Below are 19695 nucleotides of genomic sequence, written 5' to 3'. Positions count from 1 at the left end.
GGTGCGGTTTTATCCTGCTTTACTGCATTTAAAAGTGTCTGGTTCCAATCGAGTACGGCGTCTCCCTCTGGAGTTGGCAAGAAGTTTGATCTGCTGATAGTGCTGCTGTCAACTCCCTGCAATACGGCGATTATCTGGTTGGTGGTTTTGTTTTGCAGAATAGTGTTGCCTGCGTTGGTGCCGGTGCCGGCTACTATGTTTATAGAGTCAAAAGTCAAACTGCCTGTTAATTCAATTAAATCCTGACCTGTGCTAAAGTCGGAAATTACATCGGTTTCGCTGCCTTTGCCAATCCGGAATATGTCATTTCCCTCGCCGCCGGTTAAGGTGTCTGCGCCCAAGTCTCCGCAGATCGTGTCATCACCTTTGTCGCCTGATACCAGGTCATTGCCTTTGCCCCCGTGCAGGGTATCATTACCTTGTCCGCCACAGAGGGTGTCGCTGTCTTGGTTGCCAAAGATTAAGTCAGCGCCTTGGTTGCCGAATATCAGGTCGTCGCCGGCAATACCGAGAATGGTATCATTGCCCTGGAAACCCGGGATTTGCTCATTTGCCGGTGTTCCTAAAAGTAAGTCATTGCCTTCGTAGCTCATAAATTTACCCTTGCTGCGCTAGTTTGGTATGCTACAGGCGAGACGCCTGTGGAACTCCGTTTGACGTAGGACAGGCGTCTCGCCTGTCCGAAAGCTTATATTGAATGGGGCGTGTTGATGAGGGTTAAACCGGCTCGCTTTTCACCCCGCACCGGCAGATGCGAGAAAGTCTTGTCTCTGCCTTCCGTGCAGTTGCCGATCGCGCCATGCCGGTTGCGCCCAATTGCGGCGGAGTTCCCACCTTTGCCGGGGATATTTAACCTGTAGTTTAGAAAAGTTGGGAGCGGAGATAATCTTAACCCTTTGCTGTCCATGCTCTGACTCTATCATCTTTCCTGAGGAGTGTGGGGGAGTCTTAAAAAAACTTATTAAAACAGTTGTCTTTTGGGAGTTGCCAAGATAGGATTTATGCAGGATGGCTCATCCATCTGCCGGCACTGTAAGAGCACAAACGCTACGGTCACGCCACCGGCAGCAATTTCCCGCCCCCTTCAATAAGACTGGGTTAATTTCCGGTTAATTGTCTTTTTTAAAAACTGGCTTTCCTCATACCGGCTCTGTCTAAAGCGCCTGCGGTTGGCGGCAGACTGAAGTCTGCCGCTACACAAGCAAAGTCCGCTTTCAGCGGACTAAATAAAAAGATTGCAGACAAACGGTATCCGGGAACACTCTCCTCCGATCCAGCCGGCACTGTTTTGAAGCGCGACCGGCTGCCGGTCCGACAGCTGCGGTCGCGTTAAGGAGAGTTTATCAGCTCGTCAAGGTGGTATCTTTGAGGGCGACAGTGCCGCCATTGCTGGGAGTGAAGCTGCCCTGAGAACTGTTGAGCGCCGGCAGGGTGACTTTGGTGCCGGTGCCGTCAGCTGATACGGTAAGGGTGCCGGTAATGGTGGCTAGGGCATCCAGAGTTAGCTGAGCGGCGTTTGCGGCATTGACTGAGTTGTTGCCGGCATAACTGGTTAAGCTGGGTAGGGTTAGATTACTGGCGTAGCTAGACAAGTCTACCTCCGTCAGACTGGCCAAATTGTCAGCCGAGATAACGCCACCATAGGCATTTAATATGGATTGCGCCGAGTCGCTGGTGTCATCGCTGAAGCTGGTAAGCGCCGGCAGGTTGATAGTGCTGTCGGAGTCTTGAGCTACGATGTTAGTGCTGCTGGCAAGATTCTGGAGTCCGCCCAAAGTTAACACACCACCACCGACAGCGGTGATTGAGTTATTGCCGGTGTAGCTAGTCAGTGCCGGCAAGCTAAGGGTGCCGCCGTAACTGCTAGACAAGTCTACCTCCGTCAGACTGGCCAAATTGTCAGCCGAGATAACGCCACCATAGGCATTTAATACGGATTGCGCCGAGTCGCTGTTGTCATCGCTGAAGCTGGTAAGCGCCGGCAGGTTGATAGTGCTACCGGCATCAGAAGCCTCGAACCGCGTGCTGCCGACAATCGCAGTAACACCACTCAGCGTCAGAGTTCCGCCGCTGTTGGCAGAAAGACTGCTAGCACCCTCAAATGTAATCTCACCATTTGCGGTAAAGGAGGCATCCTCACCGCCGGCAATCACACTCCCACTGCTGACTGTCAAATCCCCATTCACTTCCGATTCCTCGCTAACGGAGAGCGAACCGCCAGAAATGATTAAAGACTCCTCGCTGCGGATACTCTTGACGCTAACGTTGCCGGAAATTGCGATCGCAGGATTAGCGTTGAGGCGATTGATAGCAACATTATCATTAGCGCCCGGTACAGTGCCGGTACTCCAGTTTGCGGGGTTGTTCCAGTCGCCATCGCTGTCGGAAATCCAGAATACGGTGTCTGGCGGCACGTCGGAATTGATGAACGACAGGGTGAAAGGCTCGGCGAAACCATTCCCCGCCCGGTCGGCGATAATTGAAGGATCTACTGTCAGCTGGTAGTTGCCGAGAGGCAAAGTGCCTTCTGACAAAATAACCAGCCGGCGAGCCGAGGGTGTCTCCACCGCACTGAGGGCAACTGCTGTGTCATCGCCACCGCCAATTGCGCCATCCGCTCCCAAATTAGTCAGCGTCAGTCCCGACAAATCTGCCAAAGATGTGTCTATCGGTTCGTTGAAACGGATAGTGATGAACGGGATATTCAATCCGAACCCACCGGCAGCCGGTGTGGTGTTGCTCACCACCGGCGCGAAAGTGTCTTCCACCAGATTGACGGTGAGGATGTTTGACAGCACAGTGTTGCCTCCCGTATCAGTCGCCCGCACCTGAATTGTAGCAGTATTTGAATCCGCAGTGATATTGGGAGCGACAGCCTCTAGGTCAAATGGGAATGAAACGTCATTGCGAACCACTTCGTCATTAACCAGCAGTTCCACATTGCGCACTTGCACGTCATCCGAAACACCGGCAGTGATAGCAATACTAGAGCCTTCCTGCACCTGGATGCCTTCCGTGGCGGGATCTGCATCAGCACCGGCAGCGCTGATTGTTAAAGTTGGGGCAGCACCGGCGCTGTCAAAAGGCAGGTAATTAATGACTTGCAAGCCAGCCGAACCGTCTGCTACAAAAGCAATCCCGGAAGCGACAGCAATCTTATTAGCAAACCCGGGAGTATCAACCCCAGTCAAGAAAGCGTCGGTGATTTGCGGGTTAGCCACATTGTAAACCCTCAAACCCTGACCCTCAGACGCAAGCAAAGCCAAACCCGAACCGTTGAGCGCCACATCTCGAGCGATTAACAGCTGAGTGGCGTCGCCAATCAGAGTGGGGGCGCTGGGGTTGGAAACATCTACTGTCCGCAACCCGCTACCGGCAAGGTAAGCAACGCCATTGCCGGCAAATACGCCAACTTCTTGCGAGGCAATATTGACAGTCAGCTGTCCGAGGACACCGGCTGCGCCTTCCCTGGCAATGTCGATAACAGAGAAGGTGTCGGAACCGCTGGTAAATGCGTACAGCTTTGTCCCCTCGCGGGCTAGGCCGGTGACTCTGCCCTGCCCGGGTAGCGTCAGGGTTTGCAACTCCTCGCCGGTGAGCAAGTCGATGGCGTGCAGGGAGTTGCCTTCTGTGGCGTAGGCGATCCCGTCGGCAATTTCCACCTGATTGGCGGAGATATTGGCGGTGCGGCTCAATGTCGGCAGCATGGGGTCGGAAACGTCCACGAAATGCAGTCCGCCGCTATTGCCGGCAACTGCTGCAATTTGCAAGCTGGTATCGGCGGCGACATCGGTGGCGTCTCCCGGCAAATCCAGCTGGCCCAAGATAATCGGATTGTCGAACTGGGACGTGTCCACAACTGCCAGTCCGTGCGAGCCGGTGGCCACATAGGCGGTTTGGGTGCCGGCGTTGAGGGTTGAGCCTTCCACGGCGACTGCTTTGGCTTCACCGAGTAAGGGCAGACTGGAGATAATGCCGGTGGGGAAAGCCCGACCTCCGAGTGGGTCAAGTCCCTGCTGGAGTTCGGCTAGGTCGTTAATGCCGTCGCCGTCAGAATCTGTATTGCTGGCAATGGTGCCGATAACCCGCTCGGCATCGTCCACCAGTCCATCTCCATCAGTATCGGGCAGGTCACTTGTGGACATAAACCGAAGAGGTGGGATATTCGTCGGCGAACCCGATGCACCAGTCTTGCCACTAAACGTACCCAGACGGTTATTGAGCTGATCGTAAACTGATACAGTAAATTCGGTACTGGGTGGCAAGACACTGCTGATCTGACCTTTACCATCAGTCTTGCCCCGCAGTTGGAAGGTGCCGTAGTCAATTAAGTAAGGAGCATCCTTCGGTGTGCCGGCAAACTCGAAATACAACTGAGCAGTATTGTCCTGTGTTTTTTCGACCTGATCTTCAAACCCCTGAAAAGCTGTACCAAACTCTTCAACCGGCTGGATATCTCCCTGTACAGCCGAGGCTTCAGTCAGAAGGGTATTTAGCGTCTCAATTATCTCAGGAGGCACAGGGTCACTGGCCGATACTTGTGCGTCTTTAGCCACCCCTAGACTCTGACGAGAAATAGAACGGCTCTGTTGCTGTATCCCTTGTGTGGGAGTTCCACTACTGCCAGCTGCTCCAGCAATTGAAAGAAGTTGATCCACTGCCTTGCAAAGGAATTCCAGGCCAAGCCTTTTTAAACCTGAATCTGCTTGCTCAACTAAGCCATTGACTTTCGCCAGTTGGGTTCGGGCAACAGCCAGTCCAATGCAAGTAACCTTCACGGCAGGAGTATTGCAGGGGCTATCAGGCTTTTCCTGAACCCGATTGCAAATACTTTCAAAGGTATTTAGTATGGCCTCAATGCATTTAGAAATAGAGAGAGCTTTGCTCACGGGATCGCCTTGAGACTTTATGGCTTCAACCACAGCCACTAGAGAAGATTTTCCATCATTGAGCAGTTTGATACTATTTGCTATCTCGCCCCAAGTGATTGTTTGGCCTTGTTGTTTTGCTGTCTTAATCTGATCTAACAGAGATTGGGTGTTATTGATCAGGCTGCGAATTCCAGTAGCAGCTTCAAAGGCCACTTTAATCCACTTATTGACGCTAGTCAACTCTACCAGGCACTTTTCCACTCCTGTAAGTACATCAATGGTACTCTCAATTATTTGGTCTTTATCCAAACAGGGTGGTGGTGGCGGCGGCGGCTCTGGTGGCCCTTGTATTTGCGTCCCCGGATTGATAAAATGCCACCCAGGCGCACGCACGCCCACACCCGGATCGGACACCACACTCTTCCCATCCTCACTCACCGTCCCAGTCCCAATCACCTCCCACTTACCGGCATCGTGATTGAACGACCACAGCAAACTCTTCTCCCCAGGCGCTAACCCGTCCAAATTCGGGAAAGTCACCGGTGCCGGCACATCAAAATTGGTCGCGCCCCCATTGCTCTCCCGGTTGAACCCACTCGCACCCCCCGCCTGAATCGAAATCACCAACTGCGGATCTAAATTCGGCGGTAAAGGAGCCGGCAACCGATCCGGAGCCACCGGCACAATCATCCCCTGCGTCGCCGCATTCCCCTCATCATCCCGCGCCGAATTAGCAGGAAAAGTCACATTTGTCAACTCCCAGAAAGACGGGTCAATATCCGGGAACAGCGCCTGCAGCTGCGCCTTGCTCGCTTCCCCAAACCCCACCTGCGTGTCTTCCGCTGCCGACAGCTGCTGGACATCGGACGCCGCCATCGGCGGCAAATAAACATTAAACGTTTCCCCATCCATCGTCAGCTGCGTCTCTTGACCAGGCACACTGTGGAAAGGCTTCCCTAAACTCGCATATTGCGTGCCCGCCGGCGCAGTGCTCGCCGTGGAACCGTCAATATACACAAAGAACTCCGGAGCCGGCACATCCTCCAGCACGAAATAGCCACTCTCATCCGTCACCGCCTGCAAATCCGGGAACCCATCCACCCGAATCGTCGCCCCCACCACCGGCTTATCCGATCCATCGGGATTCTTGTTATACGAATCGTACACATACCCGAAAACATTCGTCCCCTCAATCCGAGTTAAAGGCAGCGTGCGGAAATCCGCCGTCTTCACCCCACCGGCAGTTCCGTCGCCGTCACCATCCAGCGCCTCTCCCTCGCGGGTAACAATCTTATCCCCATCCACTACAACTCGCACTTCCGTAGAAGCCGGCAGCGGTTCATCATAAAAGAAAGTCGCAAACTCCTCCGTGCTAGAAACCTCAATCCGCCCCGGAATCGTATCCCCATTCGCAATCAGGTAAAACGAATCGCTGTTAACCGTCGCGGGGTCAACCTTTTCCCCAAACCGGACAATCGTTTCCCGATTCAGCCCTACCATTCCCTCCCCATTCGAGGGCGAAATCTCAACCCCCTCGGGAGCCACAGTAAAATCAAACGTCAGCGGTTCCGCCAAAGCATTGCCGGCAATGTCGCTAACTGCCGGTGCAATCGCCAGCTGGTAACTCCCCTCCTGCAAAGACGCGCCAAAATTCACCCGCGCAATCCGGGGAGTCAGCTGTTCCACCGAAACAATACTGACAGCTTGCCCATCTTTTGTCAAAGTATAATTACCCGCCGCAAACGCCGCATCCCCCACCGGCTGATCATAAGACACATCCACAAAAGAAGGTGACGTGTTGAGAGTTCCCGATATAGCTGTCGCCTCCGGTGCTGTGGCGTCAAGCGTCAGAGAAACTTCCAGCAGACTCGACTCATTGCCGGCGGCATCTGTAGCGACAAGTTTGAGCGTGTGCTCCCCATCCGCCAGCGCCGCGCCGCTAATTTCCTCCAAACGCTGCCGGTTAAACGAGAAACTGCCATTTTCCTGCAAATCCGCCAGCACATCGACAAAACTTCCCACCGGCATCTCATCCAACCCGGCGCGGAAGTTGACAATTTCGCTGACATCTGTTATAATACCCGCCACCGACGGGTCAGACGTAATGCCATCAGCCTCAGTGCCGGTGTCGTTAGTGAGTGCAGCGGTAATTGCCGGTGGCGTCTCATCCTTGCTCACCGTCACGGCGGTACTGGTAACATTGCCGGCGATGTCAGTAGCGGTAACCGTCAGAGTCTGCTCCCCACCGGCAAGAGTGCTCACATCCAGCGCCACTTCAAACGCGCCACCCTCTAGCGTCACCGGCACTTGAGTGCCGCCCTCAAAGCGGTAACTGAGTGAGGCGAGAGCTTCTCCCACCGTACCTGTTAGCTGAGCGCCAGGAGCGAGCTGGGCATTGTCCGCCGGCGCGGCTATCTCAAGTGCCGGCTGTGTCGTGTCGAGCGTGAGAGAAACTTCCAGCAGACTCGACTCATTGCCGGCGGCATCTGTAGCGACAAGTTTGAGCGTGTGCTCCCCATCCGCCAGCGCCGCGCCATTGATAACTTCTAGCTGTTCGCGGCTGAAGGAGAAAGTCCCACCGGCTTGCAATTGAGGCAGAACATCCACCAAAGTGTCGCTGAACCCACCTCGGAACTGCGCAATTTGGCTCACATCAGTGACAGTGCCGGCAATTGCGGGGTTAGAGGTGATTTTATCAGTGTTGCTCGTGCCGGTGTCGCTAGCGAGTGCGGCGGTGATTGCCGGTGGTTGCGAATCCGGAGGGGGAGTTGGCGGTAGCACAGACGTCTCGCCTGTGCCCGACTGTGGTATCGGCGGTAGCACAGGCGTCTCGCCTGTGCCATCCCCTGTACCATCACCTGTCACCGGCAAGAAATTGTCTCGTGTGAGAGCACTGCTGGCAACCCCCTGAAGCACCGCGATAGCCTGGTTTGTCCCCTGGATCTCAATAATCGTGCTGCCGGCAAGAGTGCCGGTGCCGGACACTATATTAATAGAGTCGAACGTCAAATCGCCGGTTAGCTCAATCAGATCCTCACCGTCAGTAAAGTCAGCAATGACATCCGCTTCGGTGCCGTTTCCGATAATAAACCGGTCATTGCCTTCGCCGCCGGTAAAAAAGTCCGCACCCAAGTCTCCATAGAGGAAGTCATCGCCCTTATTGCCAAAAAGCCGGTCATTGCCTTTCCCCCCGCGCAGGGTATCACTATCCTGACCCCCATAGATAATGTCGTCGCCGGTGTTGCCAAACTGCAGGTCAGCGCCGGCGTTGCCAAACAGCAAATCGTCGCCTTCCCCTCCCAGCGCCGTATCGCTGTCTTCGTTACCCAAAAGCAGGTCATTGCCCAAATTGCCCAACAGCAAGTCACCGCCTTGACCGCCCCACAGGGAGTCGTTGCCTTGGCCACCGTGACAAGTATCGTCGCCCTGGTTGCCAAACAGCAAATCCGCGTCTTGGTTGCCAAATAGCAGATCCGCACCGGAACCGCCAAAAGCGGTATCGCTACCCGGAAGGCCCAAGATTAGGTCTTTGTCCGCAGTGCCACTGAGTTGATCGGCACCGGCACTGCCCAGAAATGTATTATCGGCCACAAATACCATATTTATTGCCTTTCATACTGAAATAAACAGAGGTAACAAATTTTTTTGCTAATCGAGATTTTACCCCTCACTTTTACAACCAATAATTTGCAGATTAGAGGGATGATTTCACCTTGCGCCCCCATCTCTTTCTCCCCCGATCGAGTGCGCGGGAAAGGTGAGGCCCCCTCTGGGGATAAGGGGCATAGGTTGGGGGGTGGAGTCGCCCCGCAGCAAAGAGTTTTGGCCGTAGTTTTGGCCATCGTCGCGCCACCCCTTGCGCCAGCGACCGCCAAGCGGCAGTAACACTTGAAAGAGCTATTCGAGGCGGTTCTCTAGCGGACTCGCTGCTATCATTTGAATGATTCCCAGCAACAGTGGTATCTTATCCAGGCTGAGAGGCGCTGTCAATGGGGGTGCGAAAAATTTTACTTTTCTTCACACAACTCTGTGAGATTGCCGGGAACCGAGGGCGGAGCGCATCTCATTCTTAGGAGATTGACCCGCCCCACTGGCTCGATATGAGACAAGCAACCCAAGCAACCCCCTAAAAAAGGGGGCGAATTCAGAGAATATCCGCTACTATCTGCGTAAATCTGCGTAAAGAAAGCGGTTTTTAACCCTATGTCTCCAGCACAAACCCTGCTAGAACGCCACCGGCAGCAATTTCCAGCCTTAGCAAACAAAGCGTATTTCAACTACGGCGGACAGGGGCCCATGCCCGAGTCCGCCCTCCAAGCCATCCAGCAATCTTATGAAGAAGTGGAGCGTGCGGGGCCATTTTCGCAAGCGGTGAATGACTGGAACAACTGGCAGAGCTTGGCCACGCGACAGGCCATAGCGGGGGAACTGGGGGTGCCGGTGGAAACCATCGCCCTCACCGAGGATGTCACCGTTGGCTGTAACATAGCCCTGTGGGGGCTGGACTGGAAACCAGGGGAACACCTGCTGATCACCGACTGCGAACATCCAGGCATTGTGGCGGCGGTGGGGGAACTGCAGCGCCGGTTTGGCATCGAAGTGTCCACCTGCCCCCTCATGGCCACCTTGAACGAGGGCGATCCAGTAGAAGTCATCGCCAGACACCTGCGCCCCAACACCCGACTCGTCGTGCTCAGCCACATCCTGTGGAACACCGGCCAAGTCTTGCCCCTCGCCGAGATTGTCCAAGCATGCCGCAGCCACCCCACAAATGGCCAGCCGGTGCGAGTCCTGGCAGACGCAGCCCAATCTGTCGGCGTTTTACCCCTGAATTTGACAGAATTGGGGGTTGACTTTTATGCCTTCACCGGCCATAAATGGTGGTGTGGGCCTGCCGGAGTCGGCGGACTTTACGTGCTCCCAGACGCTTTGGAATCCCTGCACCCAACCTTTATCGGTTGGCGGGGTATTGTTGCCAACCAAACAGGACAGCCGGTGGGCTGGAAACCGGACGGGAGGCGATTTGAAATTGCCACCTCTGCTTATCCGCTGTATGCCGGTTTGCGCAGTGCCATAGAAGTTCACCGCCAGTGGGGAACCCCCCAAGAACGCTACCAGCGAATCCTCCACCTCAGCGAGTACCTGTGGGAAAAGCTGGGGAATATTCCCGGAATCAGCTGTTTGCGGACCTCGCCGCCAGAAGCCGGTTTGGTTTCCTTCCAGCTGGACAAAAACCGCCGAGATGCCGGTGTCACCCACAAGCAGCTCGTGCAGTTTTTGGAAAACCAAAGCATTATGGTGCGCTCAATTGCCAGTCCAGACTGCGTGCGTGCCTGCGCTCACTATTTTACTGTAGAATGGGAGATAGACCGGCTGGTAGCTGCTATTTCGGATTTTATTTTATAATGAACCGCAGAGACGCAGAGAGCGCAGAGAGAAGAATGGGAAGAGGGGGATAATTAAAGCGTAAGAAACCCGGTTTGTCAAAGAAAGCGGGTTTCTGGCAATCGTTTCTGGCAATCCCCAAATCCCCTAATCCCGGCTCCCCACTCACAAATAACACTTAACAATTTCAAATGTCTCAACGACCTGCGCTATATGTGGCCATCACCAATCACGGCTTTGGCCACGCCGTCCGCGCCGCATCGGTAGCAGCAGCGGTGCAAAAGCTGAATCCGGAAATCTTGCTAATTCTGGTGACGACAGCGCCGCGTTGGTTGCTGGAGTCCTATATTCCAGGGGATTTTATTCTTCGCCCCCGGGCTTTTGATGTGGGCGTTATCCAATCGGACAGCCTGAATATGGATAGACCGGCAACCTTGGAGAAGTTGCGGGAAATTCGCAAGCGGCAAAATTCTATTATAGCCGGTGAGGTGAATTTTCTCCATCTCAACCGGGTGGGGCTGGTGCTGGCGGATATTCCCCCCCTGGCGGCTCCCATTGCCAAAGCAGCCGGCATTCCCTGCTGGATGATGAGCAACTTTGGCTGGGATTTTATCTACCGGGAATGGGGCGGGGAGTTTGCGGAAATGGCTGATTGGATTAGCGAGTGTTTCAGCAAGTGCGACCTTTTGTTTCGCTTGCCAATGCACGAACCGATGGGGGCTTTTCCCAATATAACAGATGTGGGGTTAACCGGCGGAAGCCCCCGCTACAGCGATGAGGAACTGAAAGCGAGTTGGGGGATAACTGCGCCACGCGAAAAAACAGTCTTGCTGACGTTTGGGGGATTGGGTGTGGATGGTATTCCTTACCACAATTTGTCACAGTTTACCGACTGGCAATTTATTACTTTTGACCGGCAAGCGCCGGATTTCCCCAATTTGATTAAAGTCGCGCCAAAGCAGCAGCACCCCCTCAGACCTGTTGACTTCATGCCGGTGTGCGGGCGGGTGGTGTCCAAACCGGGGTACAGCACGTTTTCCGAAGCGTTGCGGTTGGACGTGCCGGTGGTTTCCCTGACGCGAGAGGGTTTTGCTGAATCTCCCCTGCTGATGGAAGGTATTCAGGATTTCGTTGACCATCAAATTGTCTCGCCGGCAGAGTTTTTTGAGGGGAGTTGGAAATTTCTGCGCCAACCTTTGCAGCCCCCCCGCAAATCCGAGCCGGTGGCGAAAGATGGAACTGAGGCGATTGCCGGTGCTGTTGTTGGATATTTCCAATAAAGGCTTTGGATCAGCGCCGGCGAAATTCGATGGCGCTCTCTCGAATGGTTATATCGTAGCCTTGAAAGAAGTCCTGTCCGAGCAGTCCAATGCGCACAGCCGGTGGCGCGACGGTGACTCGGACTTTTCTCTTCAGGCGACCGTCGATTTCCATCGATTTGACAAAGGCAACCGGGAATCCGGCAACTGTTACATTGACAATTCCTATCTTGGCAGCGCCTTGAAATTACAATCCCAGTGTTTGCGCCGCTGGCATCGCGATCGGGGTGCTGCTCGCACCTGTATCGAAAAACATTTTAAATTTGCGCCGGCCATTAAACGTGACTTTAATTTCACCTTATCAACCGTCATAACCGCGCAAAATCACTCCACAAAATCTGACAAAAACTATGCGATATCTGGCACTAGCGAGCGATTACGATGGAACTCTAGCTAAAGACGATCGGGTAGATAAAGCAACTCTAGAAGCTCTGAAACGCCTGCGCGAATCCGGTCGGAAATTAATCCTCGTTACGGGCCGGCAGCTGGAAGATTTACTGAGGGTTTTTCCTGACGTTGACCTTTTCGATCGGGTTGTGGTCGAGAACGGAGCGTTGCTATACCGGCCCGCAACTCGCGAGGAAAAGGCGCTGGCAGATCCCCCACCTGCAGCATTTATCAAAGCGCTGCAACAGCGAAACGTCCACCCGCTAGCCGTAGGACGGGTGATAGTCGCCACCTGGCACCCGCACGAGATGGCGGTGATGGAAGCAATCCGGGACTTGGGGCTGGATTTGCAAATCATCTTGAATAAAGGTGCGGTGATGGTGCTGCCTTCTGGCTTAAACAAAGTTTCCGGGCTGAGTGCGGCGTTGCAAGAGTTAGGTTTATCGCCGCAGAATACAGTGGGAGTTGGCGATGCTGAGAACGACAGCGATTTTCTGAGATTCTGCCAGTTTTCTGTTGCCGTTGCCAATGCTTTGCCGGCAGTCAAAGAACGTGCCGACTGGGTGACGGATGGCGAGCGCGGTGCCGGTGTGGTGGAGTTGATTGACCGGCTGATTGCCTCCGACTTATCTGAACTGGAGCCGAAGCTGAAACGACACTAATATCGCAGTATTCACTTAGATTAGGACAAAAAGGAAAGGCGGGACGCAATTCCTACGCCTTCTATTCGTAGGAATTGCGTAGGGCAGGCGTTCCCTTCAACCTCAAGCTTTATAGCTGTAGCCACTTAGGTTCAGACAGTGAGACAGGCGGGACGCAATTCCTATGCCTTCTATTCGTAGGAATTGCGTAGGGCAGGTGTTCCCTTCAACCTCAAGCTTTAATGTCCGTTCCCTTAGTGGCTAGCGCTAGATCCACTCACAGCCACAGCTCCGCTCTTACTGATTTGTGAATCTGTAGTTGGGGCCAGAAACCCGGTTTCTTTGAGAAACCGGGTTTCTCCGCGTCTCACAGATCAAAGAGAAAACCTACAATTTTTAGAAACCTTTAGGGGCGGGGCAAGCCCGAAAACTTTGCCACACAGCGAAGAGCGTTAATAAACCCGCCCCACCCCCCACCCGTACACCTCTAACCCAAACTTTCATCCCGCCGCCAATTCATCCGAAATAAGCGCCCTCGCTTGGTTTGTAAATCGCACCGGCAGAGCGGTCGGGATTAATTTCAATTGCCAAATCCACCCACTCAGAATTGAGTAAAGGCTTGACAAATAATTCTGGGTGCAGCGCCTTCCAAAAGAACTTGACAAATTCCTCAATTTCTGCATCGCTCATCCCAGACTTGCCTGCAGCCATCATCTGGTGTTCCGCCTGCGTGCGCCACTGGAGGGAAAGCCGGTAATCGGCTGGATAGAGCACCACCTGCCGGTCTAGCTGCTCCCAGAGGGGCAAATAGTCGCGCAGCTTGACATTCATATCGCGGGCAAAAGCGCGGTCAGCCGGTGTGACAATCGGTGCCGGTGCCGAGTCAAAAGCAGCGGGGTCAATCGGGCGCACCCCGACAAACCACCCTTCAAACAGCACAATATCAGCCCCTTCCACTATTTCTGGCGCAGTTCTGTCACCGGCACCCCCAAAAGCCGACTTATCAAAGCGGGGAACCCGCACCGGCACCCCTGAACAGCGGCGCAAGTGGTCGAGAACCTCGATTCCCAAGTCAACATCGTGGGTTCCCGGTGGTCCGCGCCAGATCAAACGGGGGTCGGCTTGTCTGAGGCGCTGCCGGTCGCGATAAGTTTTGTAGAGGTCATCGAGCGACAAACTGAGCGTGCGGTATCCTAAATGGCTTAAAATCAGCCTTAGGATAGATGCCAGAGTTGTTTTGCCGGTGCCCTGAACCCCCAGTATTCCCTGAATCAGGGGGCGTCCCAAAACTTGCCGGCACTGGTGGAGCCGCACCGCCAAAGGCAGCCACAAGTTCCAGAGGGTTTGCACTCTCAGCGATGGAGGAATTTTGCCTTCTAACTGGGCTGCAACTGTGGCGCAGACCGACTGAAAAAGAGAAGCTCGCTCCCCGATCGCCCCAGACACATTCTCTGCAGTGATGCCGAAAGCGCCACAGCGCTGCTCGTCAGCTAGCTCTAGGGCTTCTAGCTGCTGCCAGACACGAGGCGGCAGCTGGCGGCGATCTGCCAAATCTTCTAGAATGCAATCATAAGATGGGTTCGGCTGTTGCATGGGATCAGGAGTTCAGCTTAAAGGCTTCCAAAAACAGGCTGTAGGTGACGCCAATTTTGAGCGCATTGAGCGCCTCTCCCGGCAGCGACTGGGCCAGTTGCCGGTTCCCATAAATAATCCTACTGATTAGCTCAATGAGCACCGTCAAGATAGCAGCTGAGCTAATATCCCAGTAAGCTCTCTGCCCAGCTAAGCTAGAAACAGCCGGTCCGAGGAATGTACCGAACAGCAGGCTGAGCGCCAGCAGCGACAGACGCCGCCAGGGATTGCGCAAAGCTCGCCCAAACTGCTCTGTGGTGACAGCGACAAGGGTGTTGAGACGGGTGTTTTGCATGTATAGTTGGCGAGTCCGGTGAAATGGAAAAAGCACCGGCGGGGGGATAAAACATTCCCATGTTCAGCATACCCTGCAAGGACTGTGCGGTCTGTTTTAAGGATCTCTATCAGGAAAAGCCGGCTGCAGCGCGGGTTAATCCTAGAGTTGTAAGTTCTATCAAGGGGGTGCGGGGTTAACCGATTCAGAATTATGAAAGTGAGCGCATACAAGGTATTCTTGGGAGTTATAGCACTCGTGGCGCTAGCAGCTGGCTCGCGGCCAGCAATGGCCGCAACTCGCGCCACCGCACCCGATCCGCTGGTGCTGCCGGCAGAGGTGTCTCCCGTTTCCGCAGCACCCATAGGCGCGGCAGCGCCAGCCCCACCGGCACCGGTGCCGGTGTTCACCGACGCCATGCCGGCAGTCTCGGAGCGCCCAGGACCCAAGCCGGCGGCCTCTGGCACCACCGGCCAGCTGCGTGCCGGCAACCGCACCGAACATCCCGTGCGGCTGGTGTTTTTGGGCCAGAAGTCAGGGTCAAGCGCCTATGGGGAGCCCGCCCACTGGGATTTTGCCCCCTTTGAAGGGGGGAGCAAGGGGCTGATCCTGTCACTGCCACAAGCCGATCTGAAGCTGAAACCGGGAGACATTTTAGTTGCCTTCGCCCAGGATGGCTCCCGCCATTACTGGGGTCCCTACGTCGTGGGGCAGACGAGGGTGCCGGTGTGGAACCCCCGAGCCAAAGAATGGCAGCTGGTCGTGCAGCCCCGCTCGACAAACTAGCGCTCGCCGCGCCCGCAGGCGCGCGAGTGCCCCCGCAATCCCTGCAACTATCTCCAGCGGGATTGCCGGCGCTGATTGAATTCATGGTAAGCTCGATCAAATAGAAGAAAAACCCACACCTCAAGAGGCGCTGACCCAGCCAGTGAGGTGCCAAGCCCCACTAGCTGCTGAGAGTTGGAAGCCCCCCAACTAGAGACTCTGTGTGTCAGAAAATCCTGTAATACATAGAGACGCGACATGCCGCTGTCTGTGTAAATGGTGTGTGTGCTCCCAAAGAGGACAGAACAGGAAAAGTAGCTCTGAGAATGTGGGAAAAGTCTCACCAAAAGAGTAGAGGGCAAGCAGCAGGCTCGGGGAGCTAACACTTGCGAACGAAACTCCGGTGCCTCACACAAATGTGTGTGAGTTGGGGCTCTAAAGTCTGCTGGCCCTGCCGGCAGTGTTTTGACAGCCCTCATTTCTCAAAGGCTACGGCTCACCACTTTAGACGCTTCATGAAGCTTAGGTTCGACCGCACACTCACTTATTTGAGGAACTCTCAGCACAGGGTCTCAGCCAGGCTGATGGCCCTATCTGTTCTGTGGTTGCTATTGATTGGCTGGCTGGCTTTTTTGTGGAATTTGGGCAGTACCGGCTTGGTTGACGAGACGGAGCCGCTGTTTGCCGAAGCCGCTCGCCAAATGACCGTGACTGACGACTGGATTACGCCGTATTTCAATGGCGTGACTCGCTTCGACAAACCGCCACTGATTTACTGGCTGATGGCGGTCGGGTATAAAATTCTGGGCGTTAATGAGTGGGCGGTGCGGCTGCCTTCCGCCCTGTCCGCCATCGGGCTGGTGTGCCTGGGCTTCTACACGCTGCGGCATTTCGGGGGCGAACCGGCATTTGAGGACGCAGGTGGCAGGGACCGCCGCTCCCCGCCCCCACTTAAACCGTGGCTTTCCGCCTTTTTGGGAGCTGCTCTGATCGCCTTCAATCCGCTCACCATTGCCTGGGGGCGAACCGGGGTTTCAGACATGCTGCTCACCGGCTGCACCGATTCAGCCCTGCTAGCTTTTTTTACCGGCTACGCCCAACCGGCACGACCGGCGGCGCAAGCTCGCTGGTATCTGGCGTTTTACGTGCTGGTCGCCCTAGCCGTCCTCACCAAAGGGCCGGTGGGCGCAGTCCTGCCGGCGCTGTCCATCGGCAGCTTCTTGCTTTACCTGGGCAATGGGCGGCAAGTCTTGCGGGAAATGCGACCGGCTCTGGGCGTGCCGCTGATGCTGGCCATCGCCCTCCCCTGGTACATTCTGGTGACACTGGCCAATGGTCAAGCCTACATAAACTCCTTCTTTGGCTACCACAACCTGGAGCGCTTTACCAGCGTGGTCAACCACCACTCCGCACCCTGGTATTTTTACTTTCTGGTCGTGCTGCTTGGCTTTGCTCCCTGGTCAGTTTTTTTGCCGGTGGCGATCGGCAGACTGCTCTTTTGGCAGCGAAGCCGCTGGATCGCCTCACCCCGCTCGCACCAACTGGGTTTATTTGCCCTGTTTTGGTTCGCCAGCATCTTTGGCTTCTTTACCGTTGCTGTCACCAAACTCCCCAGCTACGTCTTGCCCTTAATGCCCGCCGCTGCCATCCTGGTCGCCTTGCTGGGGAGCGAAATTATAACACAAAAAGCACACATCAACAAGCCAGAGAAAAAAATCTTTTCGTTAGACTTTTGGTTGGCCACTCTCGCTTGGGTGAATGTGGCGTTTTGGGCTCTGGGGGCTGTGGCCTTCTTTTCTGGTCCCCTGTGGCTGAAAGCGGTGGAAGATCCGGCAATTCCCAACCTGTCCGAGGCCCTCGGCAAGTCAGGGTTGATGGGTTGTGGGGGGTGGGTTTGGGCGACAGCCGCTGCCGCCGGTGCCGCCACCCTGCTAGCACGCCAGAAGCGCTGGCTGTTGGGCGTCAATTTGCTGGCGTTCGCAGCCTTTTTAATTGTGGCCGTAATGCCGGGCTACTTCTTCATGGATCGCTACCGGCAGCTGCCCCTGCGGCAATTAGCCCAGACCGTGGTTCAATTCAAGCAGCCCGGAGAAGAACTGGTGATGCTGGGCTTTGCAAAACCGAGCCTGGTATTTTACACCAAACAGCCGGTGACTTTCTACCTCCTGCCGGAAGACGGAATCAACTACATCAAACAGCGGGCTGAAGCTCAGCCCAACCCTTCCTCTGTCCTGATCCTGGGGTATCCTTCAAAATTTGAAGAGGCGGGGTTCCTTGCCAGCCAGTACCAAATTTTGGACAGAGCCGGCACTTACCAGCTCGTCCGGGTGTCCAAACAGGTCGTTGCCAGACTCTCGCGACGCAACCCCAGCTGAGGGCTCAGGGGTCAGCTGTTAGGGGTTCGGGTTTGGGGATTGAGGTTTGAGGGAGAGGGGCAGGGGCGAAGATCCCTTCTCCCGCAGCAGGACTTTGGCCACCCAGGTCGCTAAATTTACCCAATTGAGACTCACCCGAACGCTCCCGGTATGAATGCATCTTATAGCATCAGTCACTTAGGGAACGGACATTAATGGCATGGCGCATCGGGCTCATGCGCATCGGGCTCATGCGCATGGGGAAGACTCACAGATGCATGCTCAATAAGATGATGCGATGATGTCCAATGCCCTTTTTCGTGATGCCCAATGCCCGATGCGATGATGCCCATGTCCTAAACTAACTGTTTATTCCTATAGTCCCCGCGCCTCCCGGCAGAGGAATGCTAGGGAAGAGTTGTGAACCATTGGTACACAAAATTATCTCAAATGTGTCAACCCCCCTGCGGGCCTTTGCCGGGGTCCGGTGTGGGGGGCAGGTGTGGCCTGACATCAGTCCCCGCGCCTCCCGGCAGAGGAATGCTGGCGAAGAGTTGTGAACCATTGGTACACAAAATTATCTCAAATGTGTCAACCCCCTGCGGGCCTTTGCCGGTGTCCGGTGTGGGGGGCAGGTGTGGCCTGACATGAGTCCCCGCGCCTCCCGGCAGAGGAATGCTGGCGAAGAGTTGTGAACCATTGGTACACAAAATTATCTCAAATGTGTCAACCCCCTGCGGGCCTTTGCCGGTGTCCGGTGTGGGGGGCAGGTGTGGCCTGATATTAGTCCCCGCGCCTCCCGGCAGAGGAATGCTGGCGAAGAGTTGTGAACCATTGGTACACAAAATTATCTCAAATGTGTCAACCCCCCTGCGGGCCTTTGCCGGTGTCCGGTGTGGGGTGCCGGTGTGGCCTGACATGAGTCCCCGCGCCTCCCGGCAGAGGAATGCTAGGGAAGAGTTGTGAACCATTGGTACACAAAATTATCTCAAATGTGTCAACCCCCCTGCGGGCCTTTGCCGGGGTCCGGTGTGGGGGGCAGGTGTGGCCTGATATTAGTCCCCGCGCCTCCCGGCAGAGGAATGCTAGGGAAGAGTTGTGAACCATTGGTACACAAAATTATCTCAAATGTGTCAACCCCCCTGCGGGCCTTTGCCGGTGTCCGGTGTGGGGGGCAGGTGTGGCCTGACATCAGTCCCCGCGCCTCCCGGCAGAGGAATGCTGGCGAAGAGTTGTGAACCATTGGTACACAAAATTATCTCAAATGTGTCAACCCCCTGCGGGCCTTTGCCGGTGTCCGGTGTGGGGTGCCGGTGTTCCCTGACATGAGTCCCCGCGCCTCCCGGCAGAGGAATGCTGGCGAAGAGTTGTGAACCATTGGTACACAAAATTATCTCAAATGTGTCAACCCCCTGCGGGCCTTTGCCGGTGTCCGGTGTGGGGGGCAGGTGTGGCCTGACATGAGTCCCCGCGCCTCCCGGCCAGAGGAATGCTGGCGAAGAGTTGTGAACCATTGGTACACAAAATTATCTCAAATGTGTCAACCCCCTGCGGGCCTTTGCCGGTGTCCGGTGTGGGGGGCAGGTGTGGCCTGATATTAGTCCCCGCGCCTCCCGGCAGAGGAATGCTAGGGAAGAGTTGTGAACCATTGGTACACGAAAATTATCTCAAATGTGTCAACCCCCCTGCGGGCCTTTGCCGGTGTCCGGTGTGGGGGCAGGTGTGGCCTGATATTAGTCCCCGCGCCTCCCGGCAGAGGAATGCTGGCGAAGAGTTGTGAACCATTGGTACACAAAATTATCTCAAATGTGTCAACCCCCCTGCGGGCCTTTGCCGGTGTCCGGTTTTGGGGGCAGGTGTTCCCTGACATGAGTCCCCGCGCCTCCCGGCAAAGGAATGCAGGCGAAGAGTTGTGAACCATTGGTACACAAAATTATCTCAAATGTGTCAACCCCCTGCTGGCCGATCTCCCGGGCCCGTCTCAGCTGTGGGGGGTAGGTGTGGCCTGACATGAGTCCCCGCGCCTCCCGGCAGAGGAATGCTAGGGAAGAGTTGTGAACCATTGGT

At 55.3% G+C, this 19695-nt stretch carries 15 protein-coding genes; 5 read left to right on the top strand and 10 right to left on the bottom strand.

The annotated features are described in order from the left end of the window. The 3 genes from OSC10802_RS41785 to OSC10802_RS0125725 all read right to left on the bottom strand — a co-directional run. Positions 1-593, bottom strand: a 593-nt coding sequence (locus OSC10802_RS41785; RefSeq protein WP_017719656.1) for a calcium-binding protein, incomplete at its 3' end; no start/stop codon positions are given. Between the two features lie 95 nt (positions 594-688). Further along, positions 689-907: a hypothetical protein gene (locus OSC10802_RS0125735; RefSeq protein ID WP_017719655.1), complete on the bottom strand. Its 219-nt coding sequence runs from the start codon at positions 905-907 to the stop codon at positions 689-691. A gap of 436 nt (positions 908-1343) precedes the next feature. Then, positions 1344-8471, bottom strand: coding sequence for an Ig-like domain-containing protein (locus tag OSC10802_RS0125725; RefSeq protein WP_017719654.1), 7128 nt, complete (start codon positions 8469-8471; stop codon positions 1344-1346). A gap of 603 nt (positions 8472-9074) precedes the next feature. Between OSC10802_RS0125725 and OSC10802_RS0125720 the strand changes: the two genes are divergently transcribed. After that, positions 9075-10277, top strand: a complete 1203-nt coding sequence (locus OSC10802_RS0125720; RefSeq protein WP_017719653.1) for an aminotransferase class V-fold PLP-dependent enzyme — start codon at positions 9075-9077, stop codon at positions 10275-10277. Positions 10278-10447: 170 nt separating this feature from the next. Next, the gene (locus OSC10802_RS0125715) at positions 10448-11536 is read left to right on the top strand and encodes a hypothetical protein (RefSeq protein ID WP_017719652.1); all 1089 of its coding nucleotides are present in this window, start codon (positions 10448-10450) and stop codon (positions 11534-11536) included. Positions 11537-11546: 10 nt separating this feature from the next. Here the strand turns inward: OSC10802_RS0125715 and OSC10802_RS51055 are convergent, their stop codons facing one another. Both OSC10802_RS51055 and OSC10802_RS56725 read right to left on the bottom strand, forming a co-directional pair. Next, the gene (locus OSC10802_RS51055) at positions 11547-11690 is read right to left on the bottom strand and encodes a hypothetical protein (protein ID WP_017719651.1); all 144 of its coding nucleotides are present in this window, start codon (positions 11688-11690) and stop codon (positions 11547-11549) included. Between the two features lie 72 nt (positions 11691-11762). Then, positions 11763-11867: a retroviral-like aspartic protease family protein gene (locus tag OSC10802_RS56725; RefSeq protein WP_071593388.1), complete on the bottom strand. Its 105-nt coding sequence runs from the start codon at positions 11865-11867 to the stop codon at positions 11763-11765. A gap of 58 nt (positions 11868-11925) precedes the next feature. Between OSC10802_RS56725 and OSC10802_RS0125705 the strand changes: the two genes are divergently transcribed. After that, entirely contained in the window at positions 11926-12624 is a 699-nt protein-coding gene (locus tag OSC10802_RS0125705; protein ID WP_017719650.1) for an HAD family hydrolase, read from the top strand. Between the two features lie 495 nt (positions 12625-13119). Here the strand turns inward: OSC10802_RS0125705 and OSC10802_RS0125700 are convergent, their stop codons facing one another. After that, entirely contained in the window at positions 13120-14196 is a 1077-nt protein-coding gene (locus OSC10802_RS0125700; RefSeq protein WP_017719649.1) for a hypothetical protein, read from the bottom strand. Between the two features lie 4 nt (positions 14197-14200). Further along, positions 14201-14530 (bottom strand): DUF565 domain-containing protein, encoded by a 330-nt coding sequence (locus tag OSC10802_RS0125695; RefSeq protein WP_017719648.1) that lies wholly within the window; start codon positions 14528-14530, stop codon positions 14201-14203. Between the two features lie 192 nt (positions 14531-14722). Between OSC10802_RS0125695 and OSC10802_RS0125690 the strand changes: the two genes are divergently transcribed. After that, positions 14723-15295, top strand: a complete 573-nt coding sequence (locus OSC10802_RS0125690; protein ID WP_017719647.1) for a hypothetical protein — start codon at positions 14723-14725, stop codon at positions 15293-15295. A 563-nt stretch (positions 15296-15858) separates the two neighbouring features. After that, a complete protein-coding gene (locus OSC10802_RS0125685; protein ID WP_017719646.1) occupies positions 15859-17649 on the top strand; it encodes an ArnT family glycosyltransferase in 1791 nt (596 codons plus the stop codon). A gap of 434 nt (positions 17650-18083) precedes the next feature. On the opposite strand, the gene OSC10802_RS0125680 is transcribed toward OSC10802_RS0125685, so the two are convergent. The 3 genes from OSC10802_RS0125680 to OSC10802_RS54835 all read right to left on the bottom strand — a co-directional run. Continuing rightward, positions 18084-18599, bottom strand: a complete 516-nt coding sequence (locus tag OSC10802_RS0125680) for a hypothetical protein (protein WP_017719645.1) — start codon at positions 18597-18599, stop codon at positions 18084-18086. 162 nt (positions 18600-18761) lie between these two features. Further along, a complete protein-coding gene (locus tag OSC10802_RS0125675; RefSeq protein WP_017719644.1) occupies positions 18762-19142 on the bottom strand; it encodes a hypothetical protein in 381 nt (126 codons plus the stop codon). A gap of 297 nt (positions 19143-19439) precedes the next feature. Then, positions 19440-19695, bottom strand: a 256-nt coding sequence (locus tag OSC10802_RS54835; protein ID WP_232731755.1) for a hypothetical protein, incomplete at its 5' end; no start/stop codon positions are given.

This window comes from Kamptonema formosum PCC 10802 (assembly GCF_000332335.1).
Taxonomy (GTDB): Bacteria; Cyanobacteriota; Cyanobacteriia; order Cyanobacteriales; family Oscillatoriaceae; genus Oscillatoria.
This window is presented reverse-complemented; position numbering and strand designations above follow the sequence as displayed.

Excerpts from the sequence above, each read along its gene's own strand:
- OSC10802_RS0125715 (WP_017719652.1), top strand. The coding sequence starts at position 10,448 with ATGTCTCAACGACCTGCGCTATATGTGGCCATCACCAATCACGGCTTT.
- OSC10802_RS0125705 (WP_017719650.1), top strand. The coding sequence starts at position 11,926 with ATGCGATATCTGGCACTAGCGAGCGATTACGATGGAACTCTAGCTAAA.
- OSC10802_RS0125685 (WP_017719646.1), top strand. The coding sequence starts at position 15,859 with ATGGCCCTATCTGTTCTGTGGTTGCTATTGATTGGCTGGCTGGCTTTT.
- OSC10802_RS0125700 (WP_017719649.1), bottom strand. The coding sequence starts at position 14,196 with ATGCAACAGCCGAACCCATCTTATGATTGCATTCTAGAAGATTTGGCA.
- OSC10802_RS0125720 (WP_017719653.1), top strand. The coding sequence starts at position 9,075 with ATGTCTCCAGCACAAACCCTGCTAGAACGCCACCGGCAGCAATTTCCA.
- OSC10802_RS0125695 (WP_017719648.1), bottom strand. The coding sequence starts at position 14,530 with ATGCAAAACACCCGTCTCAACACCCTTGTCGCTGTCACCACAGAGCAG.
- OSC10802_RS0125675 (WP_017719644.1), bottom strand. The coding sequence starts at position 19,142 with ATGGTTCACAACTCTTCGCCAGCATTCCTCTGGCCGGGAGGCGCGGGG.
- OSC10802_RS0125690 (WP_017719647.1), top strand. The coding sequence starts at position 14,723 with ATGAAAGTGAGCGCATACAAGGTATTCTTGGGAGTTATAGCACTCGTG.
- OSC10802_RS0125680 (WP_017719645.1), bottom strand. The coding sequence starts at position 18,599 with ATGGTTCACAACTCTTCCCTAGCATTCCTCTGCCGGGAGGCGCGGGGA.
- OSC10802_RS0125725 (WP_017719654.1), bottom strand. The coding sequence starts at position 8,471 with ATGGTATTTGTGGCCGATAATACATTTCTGGGCAGTGCCGGTGCCGAT.
- OSC10802_RS51055 (WP_017719651.1), bottom strand. The coding sequence starts at position 11,690 with ATGGAAATCGACGGTCGCCTGAAGAGAAAAGTCCGAGTCACCGTCGCG.
- OSC10802_RS0125735 (WP_017719655.1), bottom strand. The coding sequence starts at position 907 with ATGGACAGCAAAGGGTTAAGATTATCTCCGCTCCCAACTTTTCTAAAC.